We start from the raw sequence: 23367 nt of genomic DNA, 5'->3' as shown, positions 1-23367 counted from the left end.
TTCGGTCATGCCTGGACCACCGCCTCCACTTCGTAGGGCCGGTAAGCGCGAAATGCGCCGACACGGCAAGGCTCGCAGGCATTGTCGAGATGACGTTCCACCGCATGCGGGAATTGGTCCAGCAGGCTGGCCGCCGTGTTGGTCGCGGCGTCCAGCGTCGCGCAGGCACCGCGACCGCGCAGCATCACCGACCAGCGCCTCAGCCGGGACACATCCTCGGTGGTCGCCGCACCGTCACGTAGCGCCCCGGCGACTGCCGCCATCGCGGCGGTGCCGTTGAAACACGACCCGCACTGACCGGCGTTCTCCCGATCGAAGTAGGCCAACACCGACGCGGCGACCGCAACCGCGCAGTCGTCGGTGAGCACCGAGATTGCGCCCGCGCCCAGGCCGCTGCCGAGGCCGCGCAGCCTCTCGTAGTCCAAGGTGGCATCAAGGACGCTGCGGTTGAGCATGCCCGCGAAATAGCCACCCATCAACACACCCCGCACCTGCTCAACAGAAACACCGTGCAGCGCAAGCACTTCAGTGAACGGCAGGCCGAGGGGCAGCTCGTAAAGACCGGGTGGGCGGCCCGCCCCGGTGAGTGTGAGCAAGAATGTGCCGGGGGACAGCGACGTGCCCTGGCTGCGGAATTCCGCGGAGCCGTGCTGCTGCAGATACGGCAGGTTGGCCAGCGTTTCGACATTGCTCACCAACGTCGGTCGCCCGCCGACGCCTTCTTGGAACGGGCGGGGCGGCTTGTCGGCGGGCTTGACCGGTCCGCCGTTGAGTGCCCGCACCGCGGCCGTCTCCTCACCGGCCACATAGCCGGGCTCGACTGTCCACACCTCCACCGGGACACCGAGACTGCGGAATTCGGTCAGCGCATCCTCGACGCTGCGCGCCGCTTCCGGATCGGACACATACACGTATGCGCGCTCGGCGTCGACAATCGCCGCGGCCAGTCGCAGCCCGTCGAGAACCAAGTGCGGCCGATGGCGCAACAACCAACGGTCCTTGACCGACGCCGGTTCACCCTCTTCGCCATTCGCGATCACTACCGTGCCGACTCCGCTACGCCTTCCGTTGTCGCGCACCGCACGCAGCTTCACCGCCAGCGGGAAGGCGGCACCGCCACGGCCCAGCAACCCGCTGCGCTCGACTTCGGCAAGCAAGTCGTCGGCCGATCCGAGGGCCTGATACCCGTCCAACTCTCGGTAGGCCGCGTAGTCCTCTCGGCCCGGCTGGTCGCGCAGCAGCCGCGCAGCGCACCCAGGCCAAGCCGCCACGGTTAGGCTGGCACCCATGCGAACTGCGGTGGTGCGGGTCAATGTCGATCCCTCTGGCACGTTGGCCCCGGCGCGGTTAGACGAGGGCATGACTGCGCTCCGGCAACTGGCCGGCGATGCCGGCGCGGAGGTAGTGGACAAAGACCTTGCGGCTACGTCGGTGACGCGGCGGGAAGTGCAGCTGCTGATCGCCGGCGACGACGCCCACACTCTCAAACAAACCGCGGTCGACATGTGCGCCAAGGCTTTCGGTACCGCGCCGGCTGCCGGAGTGGTCACCTACGTCAGCAGAGGAACCGACGACGACGCCCACGGCGTGCTTTCCGGCTTCGGCCTCACCGGCGACATCAAGCGCGTGGCCGGCGACGACGGCTACGACATCGTCTACGTGACGCTGCGCCAGTCCGATCTGGACCGCATCCCGGAAAGCCGCATCCACACCGCACTGGAAGCCTCGCTCAACTGCGAAGTCCACATCCGCACCGACTGACATCACGAGCCCAGGAATTCCAGGATCGCGGGCGCGGCCTGCACCCATGTGTCGAACATGTTGAAATGCTTCACTTTTCCCGCGGCGCGCTCTTCAGCGGCACGCTCCCAGGCATCCTCCGGCCAGGGCGGGTCGATGAGCTTCGATCCCTTGATCAGACAGCTGACTTCCAATGACGTCCGCTTAGGATGATCCCAGTCGTTCTCGCCGCCGCGGATGATCAGGGTCGGAACCGTGATCCGGTCGAACATTTCGTCGTCGACACCAGGAATGGTCTGCCCCGGCTTAGAGACGAACGCGCCCAGCCAGCGCAACATCACCTTGAGGAACTCGTCGCGGTCGAGCTCGAGGAATCGCTGTTTGTTGTTCGGATTCTCCTCGATTCGCTCGCGCCATTCGGGAACTTTTACAACCCCTTCCATGCCCGTTCCGCGCGCCGCGAGAATGCTCGGGATCACGTAGTAGGAGCCAAGGACGAACGTGCCGTAGATACCGCCGACGATGTTCCACACCACCAGCTTGGTGACGAGCTCGGGATAAAGCATCGTCGTCAACATCGAATCCCGCGCCCCACCCGAGCCGCCAGCGAGAATGCAGGGGCCGAGATCGAGCTTGGTCAGCAAGCCCTGCAAAGTCTCGGCGCGCATGTGCGATTCGCTTTGCCCGTAGAACTGCACATCGGATGCCCCGCAGTTCGGCCGGTCCCACAGCAAGACCTGATACCCGCCGTCCACCAGCGCCTCAGCCAACGGGCGCAGACCCGGGATTTCCTTGCTGAACCGCCCGCCCGGTGTCAGAACGATCAGATCCCCTGAGTCGCCGAGGATTTCGTAGACGACGTTGCCGCCGTTCACTTCAACAGAAGACACCGGCCACGCTCCTGTCATTGGCGACGCTCCTCCTCATCGCTTCGCTCTGCATCGTCGCCGTCGCGCGTTCACGCCTGCACCAGCACATCGTTGCCCACCACCCGGACCGGGTAGGTGCGAATGCTCCACTCCGGCTTGACTGCGGTCGTGCCGGTCGCGAGCTCGAAACCCCATTGGTGCCACGGGCAGTAAATGAATTCCTGGTCGCGGACCACCACCGCGTCGCCGGGCACGTCTTCGTCGACAACAGTGCGGCCCCGCAGCCGCCCGGAACACAGCGGACCGCCTTGGTGCGGGCAGTAATTCGCGATCGCGTAGAAGGTGCCGTTGATGTTGTACACGCCGACGCCGTGGCGCCCGATCGGCACCAGTTTGTGTGTGCCCGGCGGTATTTCGTCCACCGTGGCGACGACATGCTCGCGGCCCTGGGCCAGCCGGGGCCGTGTGGTCTGGGCGGGCATCTAGAACACCCGCACCTGACCTTCGAGGACGGGAACCGTCTCGGGGAGGTGATAGGTGGCGATGCCGTTTTTGAACATGACGGCTTCGCGGGCCGCTTTGGGTAGGTGCTTGACCAGCCAGCGCGGGTCGTCGAAGGTCCAGTGCGGGTAGTCCGAGGAATACAGCAGGATCTTGTCGCACTCCATCCACTCCAGCGCCCGCGTCAGCTCGGTCTTGTCCTCCGGATAATCGAGCGGCTGGGTGGTGAACTTGATGTGGTCCTTGACGTATTCACTTGGCTTGCGTTTGATGTCCACCCACGACTTGCGGGCCTCGTAGATGGCGTCCATCCGCCACATCAGCGGCAGTATCCAGCTGAACGCGTGCTCGACGAACACGATTCGCAGCGTGGGGAAGCGGTCGAAGACGCCGTCGAAGATCAGGCTCATCACCTGGTTGGCGGCCAGCAGCGAGTAGGTGACCATGAAGTCGTGGTTGTAGCTCGGGAACCCGACCGGCGGCATGGGCAGCATCTCGTAGTTGCTGCGGGACAGATGGCAGCTCACCACGATGTCGTGTTTGGTAGCCGCCGCCCATATCGGGTCGTACATCCGGTGGCCCCATGACGGCCGCGGTTCGGCCTTGATCAGGATCTGCGCCATGTAGGGGTGTCCGGCCCACCGCTCGATCTCGCGGGCCGCCCCTTCGGGATCTTCGATGGCCACGCAGATCGACCCGCGCCAGCGCTGGTGCCAGTTGTTGTGGCTGTCCAGCCAGTGGTTGGCCTGCCAATCGTTGAGTGCGGACGACATCGCCTGGTGTGCTTCGGGATGCTTCGGACTGCGCGCGGCGGGCTCGAGAATCGCGATGTCGGAGCCGGCCTCCATGATCAGCTGCCGGAACGCCATGTCCGGGTCGCTGCCGGGGAATTCGCCGTCGGGCGGGAAGGTATCCACCCGCATGGCGTAGGAGTGCGCGTAGTCGGGAGCGTCGTAGTAGATGAGCTCGCCGACCCGGTGCTGCAGGAAGAACTTGCTGCGCCACGGCTCGGGGATGTATTGAGTGAGCTCACCGCGTTTCGGTACCGGGTGGACGTCGGAGTCCACGCACCGGACGGCGATTTGCTCCTTCGCGGGAACCCGTTCTTGGGTTTGTATCAGCGTCATCGCGGTCTCCCTTGGTCTACGTCTACTGTGCGGCCAACTGTGCCGGAATGTCTATGCCGTAGAGCCCAGCGGCGTTGCGCCAGCACACCTTTTCGCGTTGCTCGGCGGTGAGCGCGCTGGGCAGCTGGCTGGCATCCCAGCACTGCCAGTGCGGATAGCTCGAGCCGAACATCACCATGTCTTCCTTGCCGGTGAAGCCGAACCACTGGTCGGCGAACTCGGCGTCGCGCGGAGGGCCGTCCAGACCGCCGGCGATGAAGTACACATGCCCGGGCAGGTAGTCACTCGGGATCCGCGGCGCCCACGGCGTCTGCTCCAAGTGCGGCCGGCCGAAGGTGTCCATCCGCCAGATGAACGGCGTGACGAAATCGGCGGCACCGTCGGCCCAGACGAACTTCAGCGTCGGGAAACGCTCGAAGACTCCCTCGGCGATCATGTTCATCAGGTGGTACAGGTAGTTCAGCGCCATGAAGCTGACGTACTGCTCGTAGGTCTGGGTGTGCCCCGACGGTGTTGGCGGGTACCCGATGCCTTCACCGGTTTCGATGTGCACGGCCACCGGAAGATTGGCGTCGGCCGCGGCTTCCCACAGGGGCCAGAACTGCGGCTTGCCGTAGAGCTCACGGGACTGCAGCGGAACACCGATCTGCACGACGCGGGGATGGTCTTTGTACTTCGCGAGCTCGCGCAGCGCGCCGGCGATGTCATCGGGATTCAGCCGGATGGTGCCGCGGAAGCGCTCACCGAACTCTGCGTTTTCCAGCCAACGCGCCACCATCATCTCGTTGTGTGCCGCGCACAGTGCGCTGCCCAGATGCCGGTCGGGCATGATGCCGCGACCCATCGGGTGCAGCACCGCGACGTCGACACCGCGTTCGTTGAAGAGATGGTTCCCCACGAAATCCGGGTTGGAGCCCGGATAGCTGCGGTCCGGCCCGTGGGTGTCGCGTGCGTACTCGCCGCCCGGCGCGCCGTACCAGTCCATCTCATAGTCGGGGAAGCCGCGGCTCTTGAACGGCTCCCGCAGGAACTTGCGGATGTCAGGAGTGGACGCGGAGAAAATGTGCACGCTCGCGTCGATGACGGGCGTACGGGTTCCGTCGGGATGCTGTATCACTAAACCAACCCTCCGCGGTTCCGACGACGATGTCGGACCAGGTGGCCATACGCTAGGTAATCTAACATTTTTGCCGCTCGCCAATCAACGCGTTTCCGGTAAGCATTTCGATTAAACATTGTCCCTGGTAGTCGCCACTATTGCCACCACGAGCTGTAAGGGAAGTTCTTCAGAACGGATAATATCATTCTCGCATGCGGCGGGCGCCCACGATTACGCCGGCGGCCTGTTCGATCGACTTGATAACGGTCGTGAAATCCGACTCCGGGCCCTGATCGCGGACCGTGTCTTCCCAGAGCCGTGCGACCGCTTCAGCGACACCGGTCGGCACCCCCAGCGCTTCGGCTTCGTCGAGATAGAGCCGGACATCTTTGACCATCAGCCCGGTAGCAAAGCCGTAGTCGAAAGTGCGCGGCAGGATCGCGCGCGGGAACTTGTCGCGGCTGGCGCTGGTCGCGCCGGAACCCGCATTGAGCACCTCGACCATCACGTCGGGGTCGAGACCGGACTTGACTCCCATGACGACGGCCTCCGAAGTCGCAGCCAACACGGTGGCCGCCAAGATGTTGTTGGCCAGCTTCATCGTCTGCGCTAACCCCGGCTGCTCGCCGACGTAGAACGGCCGGCCAATCGTGGTGAAAGCTGGCTGCAGCGAATCGAATTCGGTCCTCGGTCCGGACACCATGACCGCAAGCGTCCCGTTCTCCGCCCCGTTGACCCCGCCACTGACCGGACTGTCCAGCGCGACGACGTTGCGCTTGGCAAGAAGGTCATGGATGCGAGTCGCGGTTCGGCTGCCGACGGTCGACAGGTCGACATAGCGCTTGACCCGCGAGCCCTGGATGACGCCCCCTGTGCCAGTCGAGACCTCAAGCGACGCTGCGGGCGAGGGCAGGCTTGCCATCACCGTTTCGGCGCGATCAGCGACCTCTTTCGGAGAGGATGCGGGATGCGCGCCGTGGCCGACGAGGCGCTCGAGTGCTTCCCTGCGCGTGTCGAAGGCGACCACGCGGTGACCGGCCTCGATGAGCCGGCGCGCGATGGGAAATCCCATGTGGCCCAAGCCGATGAATCCGATCTCCAAGGTCCTAGTCCTGGTCGAGTTCGGCGAACGTCTCGCGGGCTATGCGAAAGCTGTCGACGGCCGCCGGAACGCCCGCGTAGATGCCGACCTGCAGCAGGATTTCGCGGATCTCTTCGCGGGTGACGCCGTTGGTCAGTGCCGCTTTGATGTGCATCCGCAGTTCATGCGGTCGGTTGAGCGCGGCAATCATGGCCACGGTGAGCATGCTGCGCGTCTTGTGGGTAAGCCCGTCGCGCCCCCACACCGAGCCCCAGCAGTACTCGGTCACGAGATCCTGAAGGGGCTTGGTGAAGTTGTCGGCTTCGGCTAATGCCTTGTCGACATGCGCCTTGCCCAGCACCGCGGAGCGTATTTGCAGGCCCTTGTCGTAGGTCTTCTGATCCACGTGTCGCCTCCTTTACGAGGAGCATGAGATTGTGACTGTGCTAATCGGAGAATGATATTCTCAGAGCGTTGGGGGGCGGCGAGGAGGCGATCCGGATGCTTTTGGAGTTCGATGCTGACCAGCGGCTGTGGCACGACACGGTGCGCGACGTCGTCACCAAGCAGTGCCCGCCCTCGCTGGTGCGCAGCGTCGCCGAGGACGGCGTCGACCCCACGCCGTTGTGGAAGTCCTATGTGGACCTCGGCTGGACGGACCTGAGCGACTCGGCCAGTGCGGTCGAGTTGGCCATCGTGCTCGAAGAGCTCGGCCGTGCCACCGACCCCACGCCGTTTTTGGCCACCATGACCCAGTTCGCGCCGTTGGCCGGCGGCCGCTTCGACCCGCACGAGTCCGGCGCCGCCGTGTACGAGGGGGTGACCGCGCATCGGGACGGCGAGGGATGGGCACTGGAGGGCACGGGTCGCCACGTCCTCGACGGTGACCGGGTCGACCGGTTGGCGGTGGTGACCGACGCCGGGGTCTTTCTTGTCGGCGCGGGTGCGGTGTCTGCCCGGCGCAGTTCGGTCTTCGACCCCGTGTTGCATGTCGCGGAGGTGTCTTTCCCGGGAGTGCCGGTGCCCGACAGCGCTCGGGTCAAGGTCGACGCCGAGCGTGCCCACCATGTCGCACTGACCGGGATGGCGATGACGATGGTCGGTGCCTGCCAACGCATTCTCGACTTGGTCCTCGACCATGTCCGCAGCCGCCACCAGTTCGGGGTACCGATCGGGTCGTTTCAGGCGGTCCAGCACAAGGCCGCCGACATGCATGTGGCAATAGAGCGCGCCCGCGCGTTGGGATATTTTGCCGCGCTGACGATTTCGGCGGACGACCCGCGGCGGCGGCTGGCGGCGGCAATGGCGAAGGCGTCGGCGGGGGAGTGCCAGGCGCTGGTTTTCCGCCACGGCCTGCAGCTTTTCGGCGCAATGGGATTCACCTGGGAGAACGATCTGCAGTTCGCGCTCAAGCGGGCCAAGGCGGGCGAGCTCATGCTCGGCGGCGCTGCGCAGCATCGGGCGATGATCGCGGAGGAGTACCGTGCAGCTGAATTTTGATCCCGACGTCGAGGCCTTCCGGGCCGAGTTTGTCGCCTTCCTGGACGAGCATCTGCCCGATGCGGCGGAGACTCTGGAGCGGCCTCGCTCGGTTTCGCACATGCCGGCGTGGGCGCGGCGCTGGCAGCGACTGCTGTTCGACAACGGCTGGCTGCTGCCCGGGCAACCGCCGGAGTTCGGCGGCCGCAACGCCACCGTGTTGCAGCAGTTCGTTCACCTCGAGGAGTTGTGCCGGCGGCGCATCTACCACAGCTTCAACCCGCAGGGCGTGAATATCGTTGCAGCGTCGCTGTTGTCGTTCGGCACCGAGGAGCAGAAGCACCGCTGGGCGGTGCCGATCCTGCGGGCGGAGATCACCGCATCGCTGGGGATGAGCGAGCCGAGCGCCGGCTCGGATCTGGCGTCACTGCGTACCCGGGCGGCGCGCGACGGCGACCACTACGTGGTCAGCGGGCAGAAGGTGTGGACGTCCGGAGCCCATGACGCCGACGTGTTGCTGACCTTCGTACGCACCGACCCAAACGCGCCCAAGCACAAAGGGATCAGCGCACTCTTGATACCCACCCATACGCCGGGCGTGGTACGGCGACCCTTCCCGTCGATCTGTAGCCGCGACGACCTGGACTTCAACGAGGTGTTCTTCACCGATGTGCGGGTCCCGGCGGAGAACCTGGTCGGGCAGGAGAACCAGGGCTGGCGGGTGGCCAACGGATCGCTCGGCCATGAACGCACGATGATGTGGCTGGGTTTCGCCGATCGCCTCCACAATCTGATCACCGATTTCCACCCCGCCACCGTGCTCGACCGCGACCACTACGCGACGCTGGTCATGGACTACCACGCCCTGCGGCTGCTCGGATCGGTGGCGCTGGCCCGCGCTGCCCGCGGGGAAGAAGACGTTCCCGCGCTGTCGGTACTCAAGCTGCTCGGCTCCGAAGCCGAACGAAACGCCTCGGAGCACGCGCTGGAATCGGCGCGCTCCGACGGGCTCATCTCTCCCGCACTGACGGGTCCCTACGCTCCGATGAACCTCGACCATTACTTCGCCAGCTGGTTCGAGCGCTATGCCCGCAGTTTCTCAGGCACGATCGCCGGCGGCACCTCGGAGATTCACCGCAACATCATCGCCCAGCGAGTGCTGGGCCTGCCGCAGTAACTCCGACGTCATGGCGGCGGCCTCCAAACATGGCCGCGACTGTCCGGTAGAACCACCATGCCGATCGCCTCGTCATGGCAAAGATCGAGCAGGTGCGGATCGGACGTAGCGACCGATGTCGCTGCAACCCGAGCGAATTCGACGACGACGCAGTCGGCGAGGCTCACGGCGCGGCGACGCCGGTGGTAGTGGCGGGCCCGCAGCAGCCCTGCCCGCATCGCCACCGTTGCGTCCAATGGCGGCGGGTCTGCCAGGCCGAGCTGGGCGAGGTCCAGCGCAGCCTCCTCTTCCGCTGCTTTTTCAATGCGGACGAGGTGATCGAGAACCTCCGCGACTCCCAACGGCGTCAACGTCGCGTCAGGGTCATCCCGCAAGAGTTGCTCAACTGGCTTCGCAGCAGGTTCGCCCTTGAGCAAAGCCAGCACCGCGTAGGCGTCGAGGACGGTCAAGCTCGCTTGCGCCGCTCAGCTGCGCTCTGGTCGGCGCGAGCGCGCCGGCGGGCGTCGTCGCTGCTTGGGTGTCGCGGATATTTGCCACTGAGGTCGCCGAGAGGATCGTGAGGCATTGGACGCATTACCACTCGGTCGCCGAAGTCCACCACCAGCAGCCGGTCCGTCTGCCAACGCGCACGAGTGTCAGCAGGAATCGAGACCTGGCCATTTCTGGACAGTTTCATCACGTAGCTGGGCACTCGTGGCCTCCGTTGTATGTCTCGGTCGATTCATTGTACGCCCCGGCGCCATGCCGTCCTAAAACCGCATTAATACCGCACCAGCGCGAAAGGATACGTGTCCGTTCCGCCCGGTCCGCCACCGCAGCTCGACTGGTAGGTGTTCACCAGCGAACCGGTGAGCGCAACGGGACCCATGTATCGGTGTCGTGGGAGGGAAGGAAGTAGATGGCGCAGCGCACACCGTCGGGGATGTCGACAACAAAAGTGTATTGGCCGTTGGCCAGGTGCGCCTCGCCGTCGTAAGCCGTGGCCTGTCCGTTGGCCTGGGTATGGCGAAAATGTTGACACGGTCATCGGCGGGTTGAGTGCACGCTCTGATTGCCCAGAACCAACTGTGGCCGGGAAAATCGCGCACGATTTGCAGCTCGTAGTTGCCGATCTGCGTGCCGGCGTGGCTTACCGGAGCCGAAATTAGCGCAGCCACCGCCAGCACAGCGCTTGCTGCCAACGCTTTCAGGGGGCTGCCGCAGGTTCATCGGCTCAGTATGTCAGTCGATGACGGCGGCTTCTTTGTATTCGGTAATCGGCCTCGCCAGACCTTGCTCGTCACAGACGCGCTGTAGTTTCTCGAGCGTTTGCTCGAGGCCGACTCCGACCCGGCGGCCGGGAGTGAAGGTGGCCGGCAGATGCCGCATCCCCTGGATGACGCCGATGGTGTCGTAGTGAACGGTGCCCGCAGGATCGCAGCGGTAGTCCGGCATCCGGTCCAGCACGGCCGTGAGCATCGACTTGAACACCACGCGTGCGACGTTGGATCCGGCGCAGCGGTGGATGCCCAGTCCGAAGCTGAAGTGCCGATTTCCCTTGCGATCCAGGATGATCTGGTTTGGGTCGGCGAACACCGAGGGATCCCGGTTCGCCATCGCCCACGAAATCCACAGGCGCTCACCTTCTTTGAACCGGGTACCGAAGAATTCGCAGTCCTCGGAGAACGTCCGGCCGTCGCCGGGCGCCGGGGTGAAGTAGCGCAGGAACTCTTCGGTCGCCGGGTCCAGCAAGGTGTCGCGGTCGCGGCTGAGCACTTCGCGCTGGTCGGGGTTCTGCGACAACCACTCGAGCGCGTGCGCCGTCAACGCCGTCGTGGTGTCGAAGCCGCCGCCGATGACCAGTCCGAGCATCCCGAACAGGTCAAGCTCAGGTGCCGGCTCGCCGTCGATCCGCAGCTCAAGAAGTGCATTGATGATGCCGGGGCGCGGATTCTCCCGAATCTCAACGAGATTGCCGAACAGGTCGATGCCCATCTGCCGGTGCTGCTCGGCCACGCGCTCGGCCTCCGGAGAGTGTTCGGGCGTGTATACCGCCGCATGCACCGGCTCGCTGTAGATCTTCCACTTCTTGAGCGGTATGCCCAGCATCCCCAATGTGAGCACGGCTGGTACGACGTTGGCGAGGTCGTCGACGAAATCGATGTGGCCGTCTTCGATCTTGTCGTCCAGGCAAGCCCGCACGACATCGTCGACGAACGGCACCCACCGCTTCACTGCAGCCGGAGACATGTACGGGTTCAGCACGTTTCGGTAAATACGGTGCTCAGGGTCGTCCATCTCCAGCATGCCGCCCCTGATGCCGCTGGCCCGCCTCGCCGGAGGAATGCTGATGCCCTGATAGGCCGGCCGTTCCCCGGTGAGGTCATGGTGGTTCGAGACATGCGGGCAGCGGGCAAGCTCGAACACCTCGCGGTTACCGGCCGCCACCCAATGCCCGCCGTAGGTGTCCGTCCAGGCGATCGGACACTTGGCGAGCATCTCCTCGGTGATCGCCTCGAACTGATTGCGGTATTCGGGCGTATGGCGGTCGAAGTGATAGCGAGGCTGCCTGCGGTCGTCGTCAGCGTCTGCGGCCGTCCTGTCCTCAACGGTCACGACGTTGTCTCCCTTGACTTTTCCGGTTTCGCCGGGTCGCCGGACGAGTCCGCATCGATGAAGATCGCGCATTCCGGACACGACTGAGCGGCCTCGCGGACCTTGTCTTCCAGCTCAGGCGGGACTTCGTCGAAGACTGCCGACGAATGGCCGTCGATGTCGTCGAGCTCAAACGCATCCGGAGCGATCATCGAACACAACGTATGTCCCTGGCACCGCTCGGGATCGACCCAAACCTTCATCGCCTGCCCCTTAGATGTGGTAGTCGTACCACTTCAGGTAACCGCCAGCGTCGACGCGTAACTGCATCCCGGTCACATACCTGGCCTCGTCAGAGGCCAGCCACAGCACCGCGTTGCTGATGTCCTCCGGTTCGATGTACGGAATCCTCATCGCTTGCTGCACGCCGAAAACCGGCTCCGCGTCTGCTCGCGTCGGCTTCTCCAGGTCGGGCCGGAAAGCGCGGTACATCGGCTCGCTTTGCAGCATCGGCGTGTTGCAGTTCGTCGGGTGAATCACATTGGCGCGAATGCCAAGCGGCGCAAGCTCCGTGGCCAGGACGTTGACATACTCCGCGATCTGCCGCTTGGAGTAGAGGTATGCCATCCCGCCGGGATCGGCGCCCGGATTGTCCTTTTTGGCGACATCCATCAGCGCAGCGGTCGACGCGGTGGCAATGATCGAGGCGCCTTCACTCAGGTGCGGCAGCGCCACTTGAATGGCGTTGATCGTTCCGATCAGGTTCGTGTTCCACACGTCGCACCACGCCTGCAGCGGCGGATTGCCCTGCATCCCCGCGATGCCGGCCTGCGCCACCACGATGTCGAGCTTGCCGAACTCGGCCAAACCGTCGTCGAGTGCAGCGCGCAATTGCGCGGCCTCGCGCACGTCGGCCTGCGCAGTGACCACGCCCTGGCCGGTCTTCTCGATGAGCCGCGCGGTTTCGTCGAGGTCTTCCGGCGTTGCCATCGGATATCCGATGGTCTCGATGTCACGACAGATGTCCACAGCGATGATGTCGGCGCCCTCTTCGGCCAGCCGAACCGCGTGGCTGCGGCCCTGGCCGCGTGCGGCACCGGTGACGAATGCGACTTTTCCCTGAACGCGTCCCACAGAATTTCCTTCCCAGTACTTATGTGTTTCGGCCGCCGTTGACGCCCAAGATCTGACCAGTGATGTAGCCCGCCTCTTCCGATACCAGGAAGGCGCATGCCGCGGCGATGTCTTCTGGCTTGCCGATCCGGCGAACCGGTGTCGCGGCAATGCTCTTCTCGATGTCGCCGAGATGACCTTGCTCCGCGGCCTTGCGCAGCATCGGGGTGTCGATGAAACCAGGCGGCACGGCATTGACCGTGATGCCGCTAGGTCCGTACTCCAGCGCCAGCGACTTGGTGAGCCCGTTGACCGCCGATTTGGCTGCCACATAGTGCGACATGTAAGGGACTCCGGAATGGGTGCTGGACGAGGAGATGTTGACGATCCGCCCCCACCCCGCCTCGATCATGTCGGGCAACGCCGCCTGAATGGTGTGGAAGACGCCGTTGAGGTTGACATCGATGATGCGCTGCCACTCCTCGAACGTGATGTGGGCGAACCGCTTGAACCCGTCGAGGCCCGCGGCATTGACCAGAATCGTGACGGGTCCCAGTTGGTCGCGGATCGCCGAAAGCGCGGCGTCGACTTGCGAGCGATCGGTCACGTCGGCGGTGAACGCGAACTCCTCTTCGGCGGGCTTGAGATCGATGGTGGCGACTCGGTGGCCGTCTTTGCGCAGCCGTTGCGCGATGGCCAAGCCGATGCCCGACCCGCCGCCGGTTACGACGGCGATCCTCACGTCGCACTCCTGACTGGATGCGTCGCCAAGCATCAAGAACATCCCTTTCGATTATGAGAACCGTACTCTCGCACTGGGAGGGCGTGCAAGATTCTGAACTACCAGTCTTGAAATGCATGAATGCTACTGACAGGTAACAGCCGGCGGTTACCGACGCATGTCAAATGAGTCGTTCCGCGCTTGAGTTCCCGTCCTCCGAATGTAAGATTCGCCGAGTACGAGAATGAAGTTATCCACCCGATGAGGAGGCCGAAATGCCATCGCAGGACTCGCAGTGACCATCGCGGCAGGTGGCGGGTCCTCGGGCGGCGCATCGGGGGCTCAAGTCCCGGATGACATGCGGGCCGACCGGCGCCTGCTGATTGACGGCCGGCTTGTCACTTCAAAGCGGACATTTCCTTCGGTCAATCCGGCGACGGGCGAAGTCCTCGGGTACGCCCCGGACGCAGGCCTCGCCGAAGCGGAAGCGGCCATCGCGGCTGCGCGGCGCGCATTCGACACCACCAGCTGGCCGACCGACGTCGAATTCCGGGTCCACTGCCTCGAGCAGCTGCATCACGCGCTGCTCGAGCAGGCCGAGGAACTGCGCGAACTGACGATTGCCGAAGTCGGCGCCACTCGGGCGCTGACCCACGGGCCTCAGCTCGACGAGCCGATCGGGATTGTCCGCTACTACGCCGACCTGCTGCGTACCTATCCGATGAGCGAGGATCTCGGCGAGATGGAATCGCGCGGTATGCGCCATCACCGCTGGGTAGAGAAGGAAGCCGCCGGGGTGGTAGGTGCCATCATTGCCTACAACTATCCCAACCAGCTGGCGCTGGCCAAGCTGGCTCCCGCCCTGGCCGCCGGATGCACGGTCGTGCTCAAGGGCGCGCCGGACACGCCGCTGATTACGCTGGCGCTGGGCGAGCTGATCGCCAACCACACCGATATCCCGGCCGGCGTACTGAATGTGCTGAGCTCGTCGGATCCAGCGGTCGGCGCCGCGCTGACCACGAGCCGTGACGTCGACGTCATCACCTTCACCGGGTCGACCGCCACCGGCCGCAAGATCATGGCCGCGGCCGCCGAAACGGTGAAGCGGGTCTTCCTCGAGCTGGGCGGCAAGTCGGCGGTGATCATGCTCGACGACGCCGACTTTTCGATGGCGAGCATGTTCGCGGCCTTCTCCATGTGCAGCCATGCGGGGCAAGGTTGCGCGTTGACGTCCCGGTTGCTGGTGCCCAGGAAGCGCCACGAGGAGATCGTCGAGCTGATCGCACAGAATTTCGCGAAGGTGCGTCACGGTGATCCGGCCGACCCCAATACCTATATGGGCCCGTTGATCAACGAGCGCCAGCGCGACAAGGTCGACGGGATGGTCCAGCGCGCCGTCGCGGCCGGCGCGACCCTGGTGACGGGCGGCAAAAAGATCGACCCCGGTTTCTTTTATGCCCCAACTCTGCTGACCAACGTCGATCCGGACAGCGAGATCGCCCAGGAGGAGGTCTTCGGGCCGGTGCTGGTGGTCATTCCGTTCACTGATGACGACGACGCCGTGCGCATCGCAAACAACTCGATCTACGGGCTTTCGGGTTCGGTGTTCGGCAGCCAGCACCGGGCGCTCTCGGTGGCGCGCCGGGTCCGCACCGGCACGCTGTCCATCAACGGCGGCAACTACTTCGCGCCGGACGCCCCATTCGGAGGCTTCAAGCAATCCGGAGTCGGCCGCGAAATGGGCGTCGCCGGGCTCGAAGAATTCCTGGAGCGCAAGACGCTGGCTCTGCCTGGGGCGGCGGTGGCCGGATGACGCCCCTGCAAGGCATCCGTGTTCTCGAAGTCGCCATGTACGGCTTCGTGCCATCGGCGGGTGCGGTGCTGGCCGAGTGGGGGGCCGACGTCATCAAGGTCGAACACGCGGTCACCGGCGACCCACAGCGCGGACTGCGCCAGACCGGCATGTTGCGGGTGGAGGGCGATCCCAACCCGAACATCGAACATGCCAACCGCGGCAAGCGCAGCATCGGCCTGGACATGTCAGTGCCCGAAGGAAAGGACGTGCTCTACGAGCTGGCTCGCCGGTCGGATGTGTTCTTGACCAGTTTCCTGCCCGGGCACCGCCAGAAGTTCGGTATCGACGTCGACGACATCCGCGCCGTCAACTCCAAGATCATCTATGCGCGCGGCAGTGCGTTCGGCCCGCGCGGTGCCGAGTCGGGCAAGGGCGGCTACGACATGACCGCGTTTTGGTGCCGGGCCGGAACCGCTGCCACCATCACACCGGTTGGCATGGAGGGCATGATCGCGCCGCCCGGACCGGCTTACGGCGACACCATATCCGGCACCAACCTTGCCGGCGGCATCGCGGCGGCCTTGCTCAAACGGGAACGCACCGGCGAACCGTCGATTGTGGACGTCTCGTTGCTCGGCAGCGGCCTGTGGTCACTGGGCCACACCGTGGCCTTGACAGTGCATCTCGGACAACGCCTGGAAGCCCCGCCGCCGGGCGTGCACGGCGCACCGAACAACCCCTTGGTGGGGCTGTACACAACTGCCGACAACCGCTACATCTCTTTCGTGATGATGCAGCCGACCAAGTTCTGGGCGGACGTATGTTGGCACATCGATCGCCCGGAACTCGCCGACGATCCCCGGTTCGCCACCGATCAGCAGATCGCCGCCAACACGGCCGAGGCGGTGAAAATCCTGACCGAAGCGATCGCAACTCGGACTTTGACTGAATGGAGCGAACGTTTCGTAACGTTGTCGGGTCCGTGGGCTCCGGTGCAGGACACGTTACAGGCAGCCCACGACGCGCAGGTTCGAGCGAACGAATATATAGTGCAGACCGGTGATTTGGAGCTGGTGTCCAATCCGGTGCAGTTCGATGTGTCCTCGCCGCACTGCGGGGCGGCACCCAAGTTCGCAGAGCAGACCGACGATATCTTGATGGAACTCGGATTCGACTGGGAGCACATCATCGAGCTGAAGACGGCCGGCGCCGTCACGTAGGGGTGGGATCTGATGCCATACTTCGCTTCTCGCAGCAGGTACCTGCGGTACCGGGAAAATCGTTGCTACCGGCCGGTAACGACCACGACATCGTGTAAGTCCGAGTTTCCTGGCAGAGATTCGCATTTCGTACCTGGGAGGCCACGCTGTGGGTCATAATCGCGACACGCATGGCGACGTTTCGGGCCTTTTCCTTCAGCGGCGAGTCCTGACGCTAGCCCCGAGTAGGGAGGGCACGTTGTGAGGAGGTTACGGTTGGCGCCGTCGGCGGTTGAATCGGCGCGAAATGTCGATCCTTCGGCGGTAGTCTCTGGCGTGACCGTTGTGGGGGGAGTGGGAACCGTTGGCGAATAAGGCAGCCGACCGCTGGTCTTCAGGCGTCACTTTGCCGAGGGGCTTCTCCGAAGCGATGCAAGCCGTGGGTGGCCTGGCCGCGATGTCGGGGGACGCGGTGAGATTTGTGTTCCGCCGGCCGTTCCAATGGAGAGAGTTCCTAGAACAGTGCTGGTTCATCGCGCGCGTTTCACTGCTTCCAACATTGTTGGTGGCCATACCTTTCACGGTTCTGGTCAGCTTTATTCTCAACATCCTGCTGCGCGAATTGGGCGCGGCAGACCTTTCCGGCGCGGGCGCCGCCTTCGGCGCGGTCACCCAGGTCGGTCCGCTGGTGACGGTGTTGATCGTGGCCGGCGCCGGCGCCACCGCGATGTGCGCGGACCTGGGTTCGCGCACTATTCGTGAAGAAATCGACGCAATGGAGGTGTTGGGCATCAACCCGGTGCAGCGTTTGGTGGCACCTCGCATGCTGGCGTCCGGACTGGTGGCGCTGCTGTTGAACAGCCTGGTCGTCATCATCGGCATCCTCGGCGGCTACAGCTTCTCGGTGTTCATTCAAAACGTCAACCCCGGCGCGTTCGCTGCCGGCATCACCCTGTTGACCGGTGTCCCGGAGGTGATCATCTCTTGCGTTAAGGCAGCGCTGTTCGGCCTTATCGCCGGCCTGGTGGCGTGTTACCGGGGATTGAGCATCTCCGGCGGGGGAGCTAAAGCGGTGGGCAACGCCGTCAACGAAACCGTGGTGTACGCGTTCATGTCGCTGTTCGTCGTCAACGTCGTCGTCACCGCCATCGGCATCCGGTTCTCGACCAAGTAACTGGGGACATGCGATGACCGTCAAGGCGCTGAGAGCCACCTACCCTCGGACGTTTGGGGTCCTCGACCAATTGCGCAAGCCCGTCAATACTCTCGGCGGGATAGGTGACCACGTTATATTCTACGGCAGAGCGCTTGCCGGCGTACCCTTTGCGACGGTTCACTACCGGCGCGAAGTCTTTCGTCTAATCGCCGAAATCAGCATGGGCACAGGTACTTTGGCGATGATCGGCGGCACCGTTGTGATCGTCGGCTTCTTGACGCTGGCCGCTGGCGGTACGCTTGCAGTACAAGGCTATAGCTCACTGGGCAATATCGGCATCGAAGCGCTGACCGGATTCTTGGCGGCATTCATCAACGTCCGCATCTCGGCACCGGTGGTCGCAGGAATCGGCTTGGCCGCTACCTTCGGTGCCGGCGTAACCGCGCAACTGGGCGCCATGCGGATCAACGAAGAAATCGATGCCCTGGAATCCATGGCCATTCGGCCGATCTCCTACTTAGTCAGCACCAGGATCATGGCGGGCATGATCGCCATCACGCCGCTCTACAGCATCGCCATCATCCTCTCGTTCGTTGCCAGCCAGTTCACCACCGTTGTCCTGTTCGGCCAATCAGGCGGCCTCTACAATCATTACTTCGATACATTCCTTTACCCGTATGACTTGCTGTGGTCGTTCCTGCAGGCCATCCTGATGGCGCTGGCCGTTCTGTTGATCCACACCTACTACGGCTATTTCGCCGGTGGCGGCCCCGAGGGTGTCGGGGTCGCCACCGGCAACGCGGTCCGTACTTCGCTCATCATCGTGGTATCGGTGACGCTTTTAGTTTCGCTGTCGATCTACGGCACCAACGGACATTTCAACCTGTCAGGGTAAGGGAAAGCGCCTGGGAAAGACAATGTCTCACAACGCGATACGCGCACTGGCCGGTTTGGCTACCATCGTCGTAATTCTTGGGATCGTCGCTGTGGCGGTCGGTTTGTTCCAGGGCAGTTTCGCCCAAACCGTTCCGGTCACCGTGGTGTCGCCGCGCGCCGGGCTGGTGATGAACGCGGACGCCAAGGTGAAGATGCGCGGCGTCCAGGTGGGCAAGGTCGCCTCAATCGAGACGCGGTCGAATGGCCAAGCGGTGCTTCACCTTGCCATGGATCCGCCGCAGCTACGCTTCATTCCCGCCAATGTGCTTGTCGACATCACGTCTACAACGGTGTTCGGCGCCAAGTTCATTGAGCTGGTACCGCCCGCCACGCCCTCACCACAGCGATTGCACGCCGGCCAAGTCCTCGACAACAAACACGTCACCGTGGAAATCAACACGGTATTCGAACGACTGACGGCAGTGCTGTCGAAGATCGATCCCGCCAAACTCAACGAGACCCTCGGTGCAATCGCTTCGGCGGTCAACGGCCGCGGCCACAGGATCGGCCAAGCACTCAGCGACTTGGATTCGTTTCTGGCCACCCTGGATCCGAGTCTTCCGGCGTTCAGCCACAACCTCGCCGTCTTTCCTGCGGTGGCGAACGCCTACGCCGACGCCGGGCCCGACCTCGTCAAAATCGCCGATAATGCGACCCGAATCAGTCAGACGATCGTCGACGAGCAGCGAAACCTGGATGAGTTTCTTATCAGCAGCATCGGTTTGGCGACGATCGGCAACGATGTAGTGGGCGGCAACCGGCAAGCGCTGACAGATGTCCTGCACATGTTGGTGCCGACCACAAATCTGCTCAACGAGTACCACCAAGCGCTGTGGTGCGGACTTGCCGGGGCAGCCCAGAATCTGAAAGCTCCGCCGCTGGATGTCCCGGGAGTTAAGATAATCGCCGGGCTGGAGTTTGGGGCCGAACGTTATCGGTACCCTGCCAACTTGCCCAAGGTTGCCGCGACGGGCGGTCCCCAATGCCACGAACTTCCCGTTGTGCGCCCGGACGTGGCGCCGCCGTACGTGGTCGCCGATGTCGGTGCCAACCCCTGGCAGTACGGGAACCAGCAACTTCTGCTCAACTCGGATGCCCTCAAGCAGCTGCTGTACGGGCCGATCGACGGGCCACCGCGCAACTCCATGCAGATCGGCCAGCCCGGATGAGCGGCTCGCGCGGGACCATCATGAAGTTCGCGGCTTTCGCGACCGTGATGCTGGTGCTGACCGTGTTCTTGTTCTTCATTTTCAGCCAGTACCGAACCGGTTCAACCAACGGATATTCCGCGGTCTTCAACGACGTGTCGCGTCTCAAGACCGGACAAACTGTGCGGGTCGCCGGCATCCGTGTGGGCACCGTGAAAAGCGTCTCGCTGCGCCCCGACAACAAGGTATTGGTGAAGTTCGACGCCGACCGCAGTGTCGTGCTCACCAGCGGAACCCGTGCCGCCGTTCGCTACCTCAACCTGGTGGGTGACCGCTACCTCGAGCTCGTCGACGGTCCCGGGTCCACTAAGGTGCTGCCGGCAGGTTCGCAGATCCCGGCCGACCGGACCGCACCGGCGCTCGACCTCGATCTGCTGCTCGGCGGTCTGAAACCCGTCATCGCGGGCCTGAACCCGCAAGACGTCAACGCGCTCAGCGCCGCGCTGGTGCAGATTTTCCAGGGCGAAGGCGGCACATTGGATTCTCTGCTGTCGAAAACCTCATCGTTCTCCAATACCTTGGCCGACAACGACCAAACGGTGCAGCAACTGATCGACCACCTCAACACCGTAGTGCGCACGCTGGACAAAGACGGTAACAAGTTCTCCGGCGCACTGGATCGTCTGCAACGGCTGATCAGCGGTTTGTCGCAAGACCGCGATACGATCGGCGCCGCGATCGATTCCCTGGACAAGGGAACCGCCTCAATAGCAAGCCTGCTCACCAACGCGCGGCCGCCACTGGCCGGCACGGTAGAGCAGCTGAACCGATTAGCCCCGCTGCTCGATGAGAACAAAGGCCGAATCGATGTTTCGCTGCAGAAACTGCCGAAGAACTACCGCAAACTGATGCGGCTCGGCGCATACGGCAGCTGGCTGCCGTATTACCTCTGCGAGATAAGCCTGCGCGTCTCGGATCTGCAGTACCGAACCGTGGTTGTGCCCATTTTCAAGCAGGAAGGCGGAAGGTGCGCGGAGCCCAGTGAAGAGGAGGTGCGCGCAAACCAATGAATAAGTACCGCGGAGCCGGACTGATTCGGGCTGGCATCATCGGCGTTGTGCTGGTGGTGCTGGTGATCGCCGTAGGACTGTCCCCTGACCAGCTGATGCAGCGGGCCACGGCGGTCAGATACCAGGCGCTGTTTTCTGAAGCGGGCGGGCTGGCCGTGGGCAATGACGTGACGGTCTCGGGAATGAAGGTTGGCAGTGTGTCGAAGATGTCGCTGCACAACGGCGATGCATTGGTGACTTTCACTGTCAAGGGGACGGTTTCGCTCGGCTCAGACACCACCGCGCACATCAAGACGGGTTCGCTGCTGGGCCAGCGGCTTCTCGCCCTGGAATCAGGGGGCACCGGCAAGCTGCATCCGATGAACCTCATACCGGTTTCGCGCACATCCTCGCCCTACTCGTTGAGCGAGGCACTCAGCGACCTCACCGCCAACATCGCCGGAACCAATACCGAAACGCTCAATCGGTCGCTTGACACGCTATCGGCCACGCTCAACCAGATCGCTCCGCAATTGGGACCAGCCTTCGACGGGGTGAGTCGGTTATCGCGAGCCCTCAACAGCCGCAACAAAACCTTGGGCGAGCTACTCAAAGGAGCCGCCGATGTAACCGGAATCCTGTCGCAACGCAGCGAACAGGTCAACACGCTGATCCTCGACGCCAACGATCTGCTCCAGGTACTCGTGGCGCGGCGGCAGGCGATCGTGCAGCTGCTGGCCAACACCTCCGCGGTCGCCAAACAGCTTTCCGGACTGGTGCATGACAACGAAGCAAAGCTGGCCCCGACACTGAAAAAGCTGAATTCGGTGACCGCGATGCTGGAGAAGAACCGGGACAACATCAGCAAAGCACTGCCCGGTCTAGCCAAGTACCAGCTCACACAGGCCGAGACGGTCGCCACCGGGTTCTACTACACCGCGTTCGTCCCCAATGCGTTCCTCCCCGAACTATTTTTCCAGCCCTTCTTCGACTTCTACTTCGGGTTCAGAAGAGGTGTGGACCAAGGCCGGCCACCGGACAACGCCGGGCCGCGGGCATTGTTCCCCTGGCCGTACAACGGTATTCCACCCTGTCCCGACTGTCATGTGGGCCTGCCGCCGGGAAGGATCGGATCACAATGAGGCGCAACAGGCTTGCCGCCTTGCTGGCGATCGGCTTGGCACTGCTCCTCGTCGCCGGCGCAGCTGTGGCGATCCGCAATACGTTCTTTCATCCCAAGACGATCACCGCCTACTTCACTTCTGCCACCGGGATCTACCCGGGCGATGACGTGCGGGTCGCCGGCATCAAGGTCGGCAGCATCGCCGCCATCCAACCCGAGGGGACCCAGGCCAAGATGACCATGCACGTCGATCACGGCGTGCCGATCCCGGCGGATGTCAAAGCGGTGATCGTCGCCCAGAACCTGGTGGCCGCCCGCTATGTCCAATTCACCCCGGCCTACCGGTCGAGCGGGCCAACCATGGGTAACGGCTCAGTGATACCGGTGGAACGGACTGCGGTACCCGTCGAGTGGGATGAGGTAAAAGACCAATTGATGCGGCTGGCAACCGATCTGGGACCCAGCGGCAAGGTGTCGAGCAGCTCGATCGGCCGCTTCATCGACAGCGCAGCCAACGCGCTGGGCGGTAACGGCGACAAACTGCGGCAGACCCTGGCTCAACTGTCCGGGGTGGGCCGGACCTTGGCCGATGGCAGCGGCAACATTGTCGAAATCATCAAGAATCTGCAGACCTTCGTCACCGCGCTTCGCAACAGCGGCCAACAACTCGTGCAGTTCAACAACCGGCTCGCCACGTTGACCAGCGTGCTTGACGACAGCAGGTCCGATTTAGATGCGGCACTGACGAATCTGGCGGCGGCACTTCCCGAGGTGCAGCGGTTCATCGCGGGAACCCGTGACCCGCTCGCCGAGCAGATTGCGCGGCTGGCCGACCTGACCCAGATCCTCGTCGACAGCAAGATGGCGTTGGAAAACGTCTTGCATGTTACGCCAAACGCGCTCGCAAACGCCTACGCCGACTACGACGTCGAAACCGGCGTGGTCCGTGGAACATTCGCCTTGAGCAACTTCACCAACGCCGTGTGGGCCGTCTGCTCGCAAATGGGGGCCATCGAGAACGTCACCGCGACAGAGACGGGCAAGCTGTGCGCCCAGTATGCCGGTCCGGCGCTGCGGGTGGTCAACCCCTTCACTTTCATAAGCGCGCCGGCTCTTTTGGCTGGGGGTTTCGGTTTCTTCCCCAACTTCAATTACCTCCACTTTCCGTTCAACCCAATCCTGTCGAAGTCGGCAAGTCCGGAGAACATCGTCTACACCGAGGCGCGGCTGGCGCCCGGTGGCGAAGGGCCAAAGCCGGGACCGCCTGAGCTACCCCCCGCGGTGTCCGCCTATACCGGGCTGCCGGGTGATCCGGTGGGACCGCCCGGGGCGGTGCCACCGGCGCGGATACCGGGAGCGGCGATGCCGCAGCCACCAGCGCCGACGAGGCCGGGCGAATCGCCACCCCCTCCTCCGCCGCCGGCGCCGAACCTGCCGGGCATGCTGCTCCCGGCGGAAGGGCCGCAATCGTGACCGCCCG

General features: G+C 63.8%; 23 protein-coding genes. 11 read left to right on the top strand and 12 right to left on the bottom strand.

Annotation, left to right across the window (positions count from 1 at the left end; genetic code table 11):
* Positions 1–5: 5 nt before the first annotated feature.
* Positions 6–1289, bottom strand: a complete 1284-nt coding sequence (locus tag G6N15_RS04715) for an NADH-ubiquinone oxidoreductase-F iron-sulfur binding region domain-containing protein (RefSeq protein ID WP_083087443.1) — start codon at positions 1287–1289, stop codon at positions 6–8.
* Between G6N15_RS04715 and G6N15_RS04710 the strand changes: the two genes are divergently transcribed.
* Positions 1288–1761 carry a hypothetical protein gene (locus tag G6N15_RS04710; protein ID WP_083087442.1) on the top strand — a complete coding sequence of 158 codons (474 nt, stop codon included), beginning with the start codon at positions 1288–1290 and terminating at the stop codon, positions 1759–1761. The two genes, G6N15_RS04715 and G6N15_RS04710, sit on opposite strands and share 2 nt — an antisense overlap.
* 2 nt (positions 1762–1763) lie before the next feature.
* Here the strand turns inward: G6N15_RS04710 and G6N15_RS04705 are convergent, their stop codons facing one another.
* From G6N15_RS04705 to pcaC, 6 genes are all read right to left on the bottom strand, one after another.
* Complete coding sequence (locus G6N15_RS04705; protein ID WP_083087506.1) at positions 1764–2630, bottom strand: alpha/beta fold hydrolase; 867 nt, start codon at positions 2628–2630, stop codon at positions 1764–1766.
* Between the two features lie 68 nt (positions 2631–2698).
* The gene (locus G6N15_RS04700; protein WP_083087441.1) at positions 2699–3091 is read right to left on the bottom strand and encodes a Rieske (2Fe-2S) protein; all 393 of its coding nucleotides are present in this window, start codon (positions 3089–3091) and stop codon (positions 2699–2701) included.
* Positions 3092–4237, bottom strand: a complete 1146-nt coding sequence (locus tag G6N15_RS04695) for an amidohydrolase family protein (protein ID WP_083087440.1) — start codon at positions 4235–4237, stop codon at positions 3092–3094.
* Positions 4238–4259: 22 nt separating this feature from the next.
* Complete coding sequence (locus G6N15_RS04690) at positions 4260–5354, bottom strand: amidohydrolase family protein (RefSeq protein ID WP_083087439.1); 1095 nt, start codon at positions 5352–5354, stop codon at positions 4260–4262.
* A 184-nt stretch (positions 5355–5538) separates the two neighbouring features.
* The gene (locus G6N15_RS04685) at positions 5539–6438 is read right to left on the bottom strand and encodes an NAD(P)-dependent oxidoreductase (protein WP_083087438.1); all 900 of its coding nucleotides are present in this window, start codon (positions 6436–6438) and stop codon (positions 5539–5541) included.
* 4 nt (positions 6439–6442) lie between these two features.
* Positions 6443–6823 carry a 4-carboxymuconolactone decarboxylase gene (pcaC, locus tag G6N15_RS04680; RefSeq protein WP_083087437.1) on the bottom strand — a complete coding sequence of 127 codons (381 nt, stop codon included), beginning with the start codon at positions 6821–6823 and terminating at the stop codon, positions 6443–6445.
* A gap of 95 nt (positions 6824–6918) precedes the next feature.
* Here pcaC and G6N15_RS04675 point away from each other — a divergent pair, with 95 nt between their 5' ends.
* Positions 6919–7917: an acyl-CoA dehydrogenase family protein gene (locus G6N15_RS04675; RefSeq protein WP_083087505.1), complete on the top strand. Its 999-nt coding sequence runs from the start codon at positions 6919–6921 to the stop codon at positions 7915–7917.
* Entirely contained in the window at positions 7901–9073 is a 1173-nt protein-coding gene (locus tag G6N15_RS04670) for an acyl-CoA dehydrogenase family protein (protein ID WP_083087436.1), read from the top strand. Before G6N15_RS04675 ends, G6N15_RS04670 begins: the two co-directional genes overlap by 17 nt.
* An 8-nt stretch (positions 9074–9081) precedes the next feature.
* Here the strand turns inward: G6N15_RS04670 and G6N15_RS04665 are convergent, their stop codons facing one another.
* The 5 genes from G6N15_RS04665 to G6N15_RS04645 all read right to left on the bottom strand — a co-directional run bounded on the left by G6N15_RS04665 (position 9082) and on the right by G6N15_RS04645 (position 13502).
* Positions 9082–9522 carry a PIN domain-containing protein gene (locus G6N15_RS04665; RefSeq protein WP_083087435.1) on the bottom strand — a complete coding sequence of 147 codons (441 nt, stop codon included), beginning with the start codon at positions 9520–9522 and terminating at the stop codon, positions 9082–9084.
* Between the two features lie 772 nt (positions 9523–10294).
* The gene (locus G6N15_RS04660; RefSeq protein ID WP_083087433.1) at positions 10295–11668 is read right to left on the bottom strand and encodes a cytochrome P450; all 1374 of its coding nucleotides are present in this window, start codon (positions 11666–11668) and stop codon (positions 10295–10297) included.
* Positions 11665–11910, bottom strand: a complete 246-nt coding sequence (locus tag G6N15_RS04655) for a ferredoxin (RefSeq protein ID WP_083087432.1) — start codon at positions 11908–11910, stop codon at positions 11665–11667. The genes G6N15_RS04660 and G6N15_RS04655 overlap by 4 nt, the downstream gene beginning before the upstream one ends.
* A gap of 10 nt (positions 11911–11920) precedes the next feature.
* The gene (locus tag G6N15_RS04650) at positions 11921–12781 is read right to left on the bottom strand and encodes a mycofactocin-coupled SDR family oxidoreductase (protein WP_083087431.1); all 861 of its coding nucleotides are present in this window, start codon (positions 12779–12781) and stop codon (positions 11921–11923) included.
* 19 nt (positions 12782–12800) lie between these two features.
* A complete protein-coding gene (locus tag G6N15_RS04645) occupies positions 12801–13502 on the bottom strand; it encodes an SDR family NAD(P)-dependent oxidoreductase (RefSeq protein ID WP_083087504.1) in 702 nt (233 codons plus the stop codon).
* Between the two features lie 337 nt (positions 13503–13839).
* On the opposite strand from G6N15_RS04645, the gene G6N15_RS04640 reads away from it, so the two are divergent.
* The 8 genes from G6N15_RS04640 to G6N15_RS04605 all read left to right on the top strand — a co-directional run bounded on the left by G6N15_RS04640 (position 13840) and on the right by G6N15_RS04605 (position 23360).
* Entirely contained in the window at positions 13840–15294 is a 1455-nt protein-coding gene (locus G6N15_RS04640) for an aldehyde dehydrogenase family protein (protein WP_083087430.1), read from the top strand.
* Complete coding sequence (locus G6N15_RS04635) at positions 15291–16496, top strand: CaiB/BaiF CoA transferase family protein (RefSeq protein WP_083087429.1); 1206 nt, start codon at positions 15291–15293, stop codon at positions 16494–16496. The genes G6N15_RS04640 and G6N15_RS04635 overlap by 4 nt, the downstream gene beginning before the upstream one ends.
* A 343-nt stretch (positions 16497–16839) precedes the next feature.
* Entirely contained in the window at positions 16840–17649 is an 810-nt protein-coding gene (locus G6N15_RS04630; protein WP_083087503.1) for an MlaE family ABC transporter permease, read from the top strand.
* A gap of 13 nt (positions 17650–17662) precedes the next feature.
* Complete coding sequence (locus G6N15_RS04625; RefSeq protein WP_083087428.1) at positions 17663–18526, top strand: MlaE family ABC transporter permease; 864 nt, start codon at positions 17663–17665, stop codon at positions 18524–18526.
* Between the two features lie 22 nt (positions 18527–18548).
* Entirely contained in the window at positions 18549–19736 is a 1188-nt protein-coding gene (locus tag G6N15_RS04620) for an MCE family protein (RefSeq protein WP_083087427.1), read from the top strand.
* The gene (locus tag G6N15_RS04615; RefSeq protein ID WP_083087426.1) at positions 19733–20785 is read left to right on the top strand and encodes an MCE family protein; all 1053 of its coding nucleotides are present in this window, start codon (positions 19733–19735) and stop codon (positions 20783–20785) included. The genes G6N15_RS04620 and G6N15_RS04615 overlap by 4 nt, the downstream gene beginning before the upstream one ends.
* Positions 20782–21906 (top strand): MCE family protein, encoded by a 1125-nt coding sequence (locus G6N15_RS04610; RefSeq protein ID WP_083087425.1) that lies wholly within the window; start codon positions 20782–20784, stop codon positions 21904–21906. The genes G6N15_RS04615 and G6N15_RS04610 overlap by 4 nt, the downstream gene beginning before the upstream one ends.
* Complete coding sequence (locus tag G6N15_RS04605) at positions 21903–23360, top strand: MCE family protein (RefSeq protein ID WP_083087424.1); 1458 nt, start codon at positions 21903–21905, stop codon at positions 23358–23360. The genes G6N15_RS04610 and G6N15_RS04605 overlap by 4 nt, the downstream gene beginning before the upstream one ends.
* Positions 23361–23367: the final 7 nt, after the last annotated feature.

It is taken from the genome of Mycobacterium noviomagense (assembly GCF_010731635.1).
GTDB lineage: Bacteria > Actinomycetota > Actinomycetes > Mycobacteriales > Mycobacteriaceae > Mycobacterium > Mycobacterium noviomagense.
This window is presented reverse-complemented; position numbering and strand designations above follow the sequence as displayed.

What these genes read in the sequence shown, in the direction of transcription:
- G6N15_RS04710 (WP_083087442.1), top strand. Translation starts at nt 1,288, where the DNA reads ATGCGAACTGCGGTGGTGCGGGTCAATGTCGATCCCTCTGGCACGTTG.
- G6N15_RS04715 (WP_083087443.1), bottom strand. Translation starts at nt 1,289, where the DNA reads ATGGGTGCCAGCCTAACCGTGGCGGCTTGGCCTGGGTGCGCTGCGCGG.
- G6N15_RS04700 (WP_083087441.1), bottom strand. Translation starts at nt 3,091, where the DNA reads ATGCCCGCCCAGACCACACGGCCCCGGCTGGCCCAGGGCCGCGAGCAT.
- G6N15_RS04695 (WP_083087440.1), bottom strand. Translation starts at nt 4,237, where the DNA reads ATGACGCTGATACAAACCCAAGAACGGGTTCCCGCGAAGGAGCAAATC.
- G6N15_RS04675 (WP_083087505.1), top strand. Translation starts at nt 6,919, where the DNA reads ATGCTTTTGGAGTTCGATGCTGACCAGCGGCTGTGGCACGACACGGTG.
- G6N15_RS04655 (WP_083087432.1), bottom strand. Translation starts at nt 11,910, where the DNA reads ATGAAGGTTTGGGTCGATCCCGAGCGGTGCCAGGGACATACGTTGTGT.
- G6N15_RS04640 (WP_083087430.1), top strand. Translation starts at nt 13,840, where the DNA reads ATGCGGGCCGACCGGCGCCTGCTGATTGACGGCCGGCTTGTCACTTCA.
- G6N15_RS04635 (WP_083087429.1), top strand. Translation starts at nt 15,291, where the DNA reads ATGACGCCCCTGCAAGGCATCCGTGTTCTCGAAGTCGCCATGTACGGC.
- G6N15_RS04625 (WP_083087428.1), top strand. Translation starts at nt 17,663, where the DNA reads ATGACCGTCAAGGCGCTGAGAGCCACCTACCCTCGGACGTTTGGGGTC.
- G6N15_RS04620 (WP_083087427.1), top strand. Translation starts at nt 18,549, where the DNA reads ATGTCTCACAACGCGATACGCGCACTGGCCGGTTTGGCTACCATCGTC.
- G6N15_RS04615 (WP_083087426.1), top strand. Translation starts at nt 19,733, where the DNA reads ATGAGCGGCTCGCGCGGGACCATCATGAAGTTCGCGGCTTTCGCGACC.
- G6N15_RS04610 (WP_083087425.1), top strand. Translation starts at nt 20,782, where the DNA reads ATGAATAAGTACCGCGGAGCCGGACTGATTCGGGCTGGCATCATCGGC.
- G6N15_RS04605 (WP_083087424.1), top strand. Translation starts at nt 21,903, where the DNA reads ATGAGGCGCAACAGGCTTGCCGCCTTGCTGGCGATCGGCTTGGCACTG.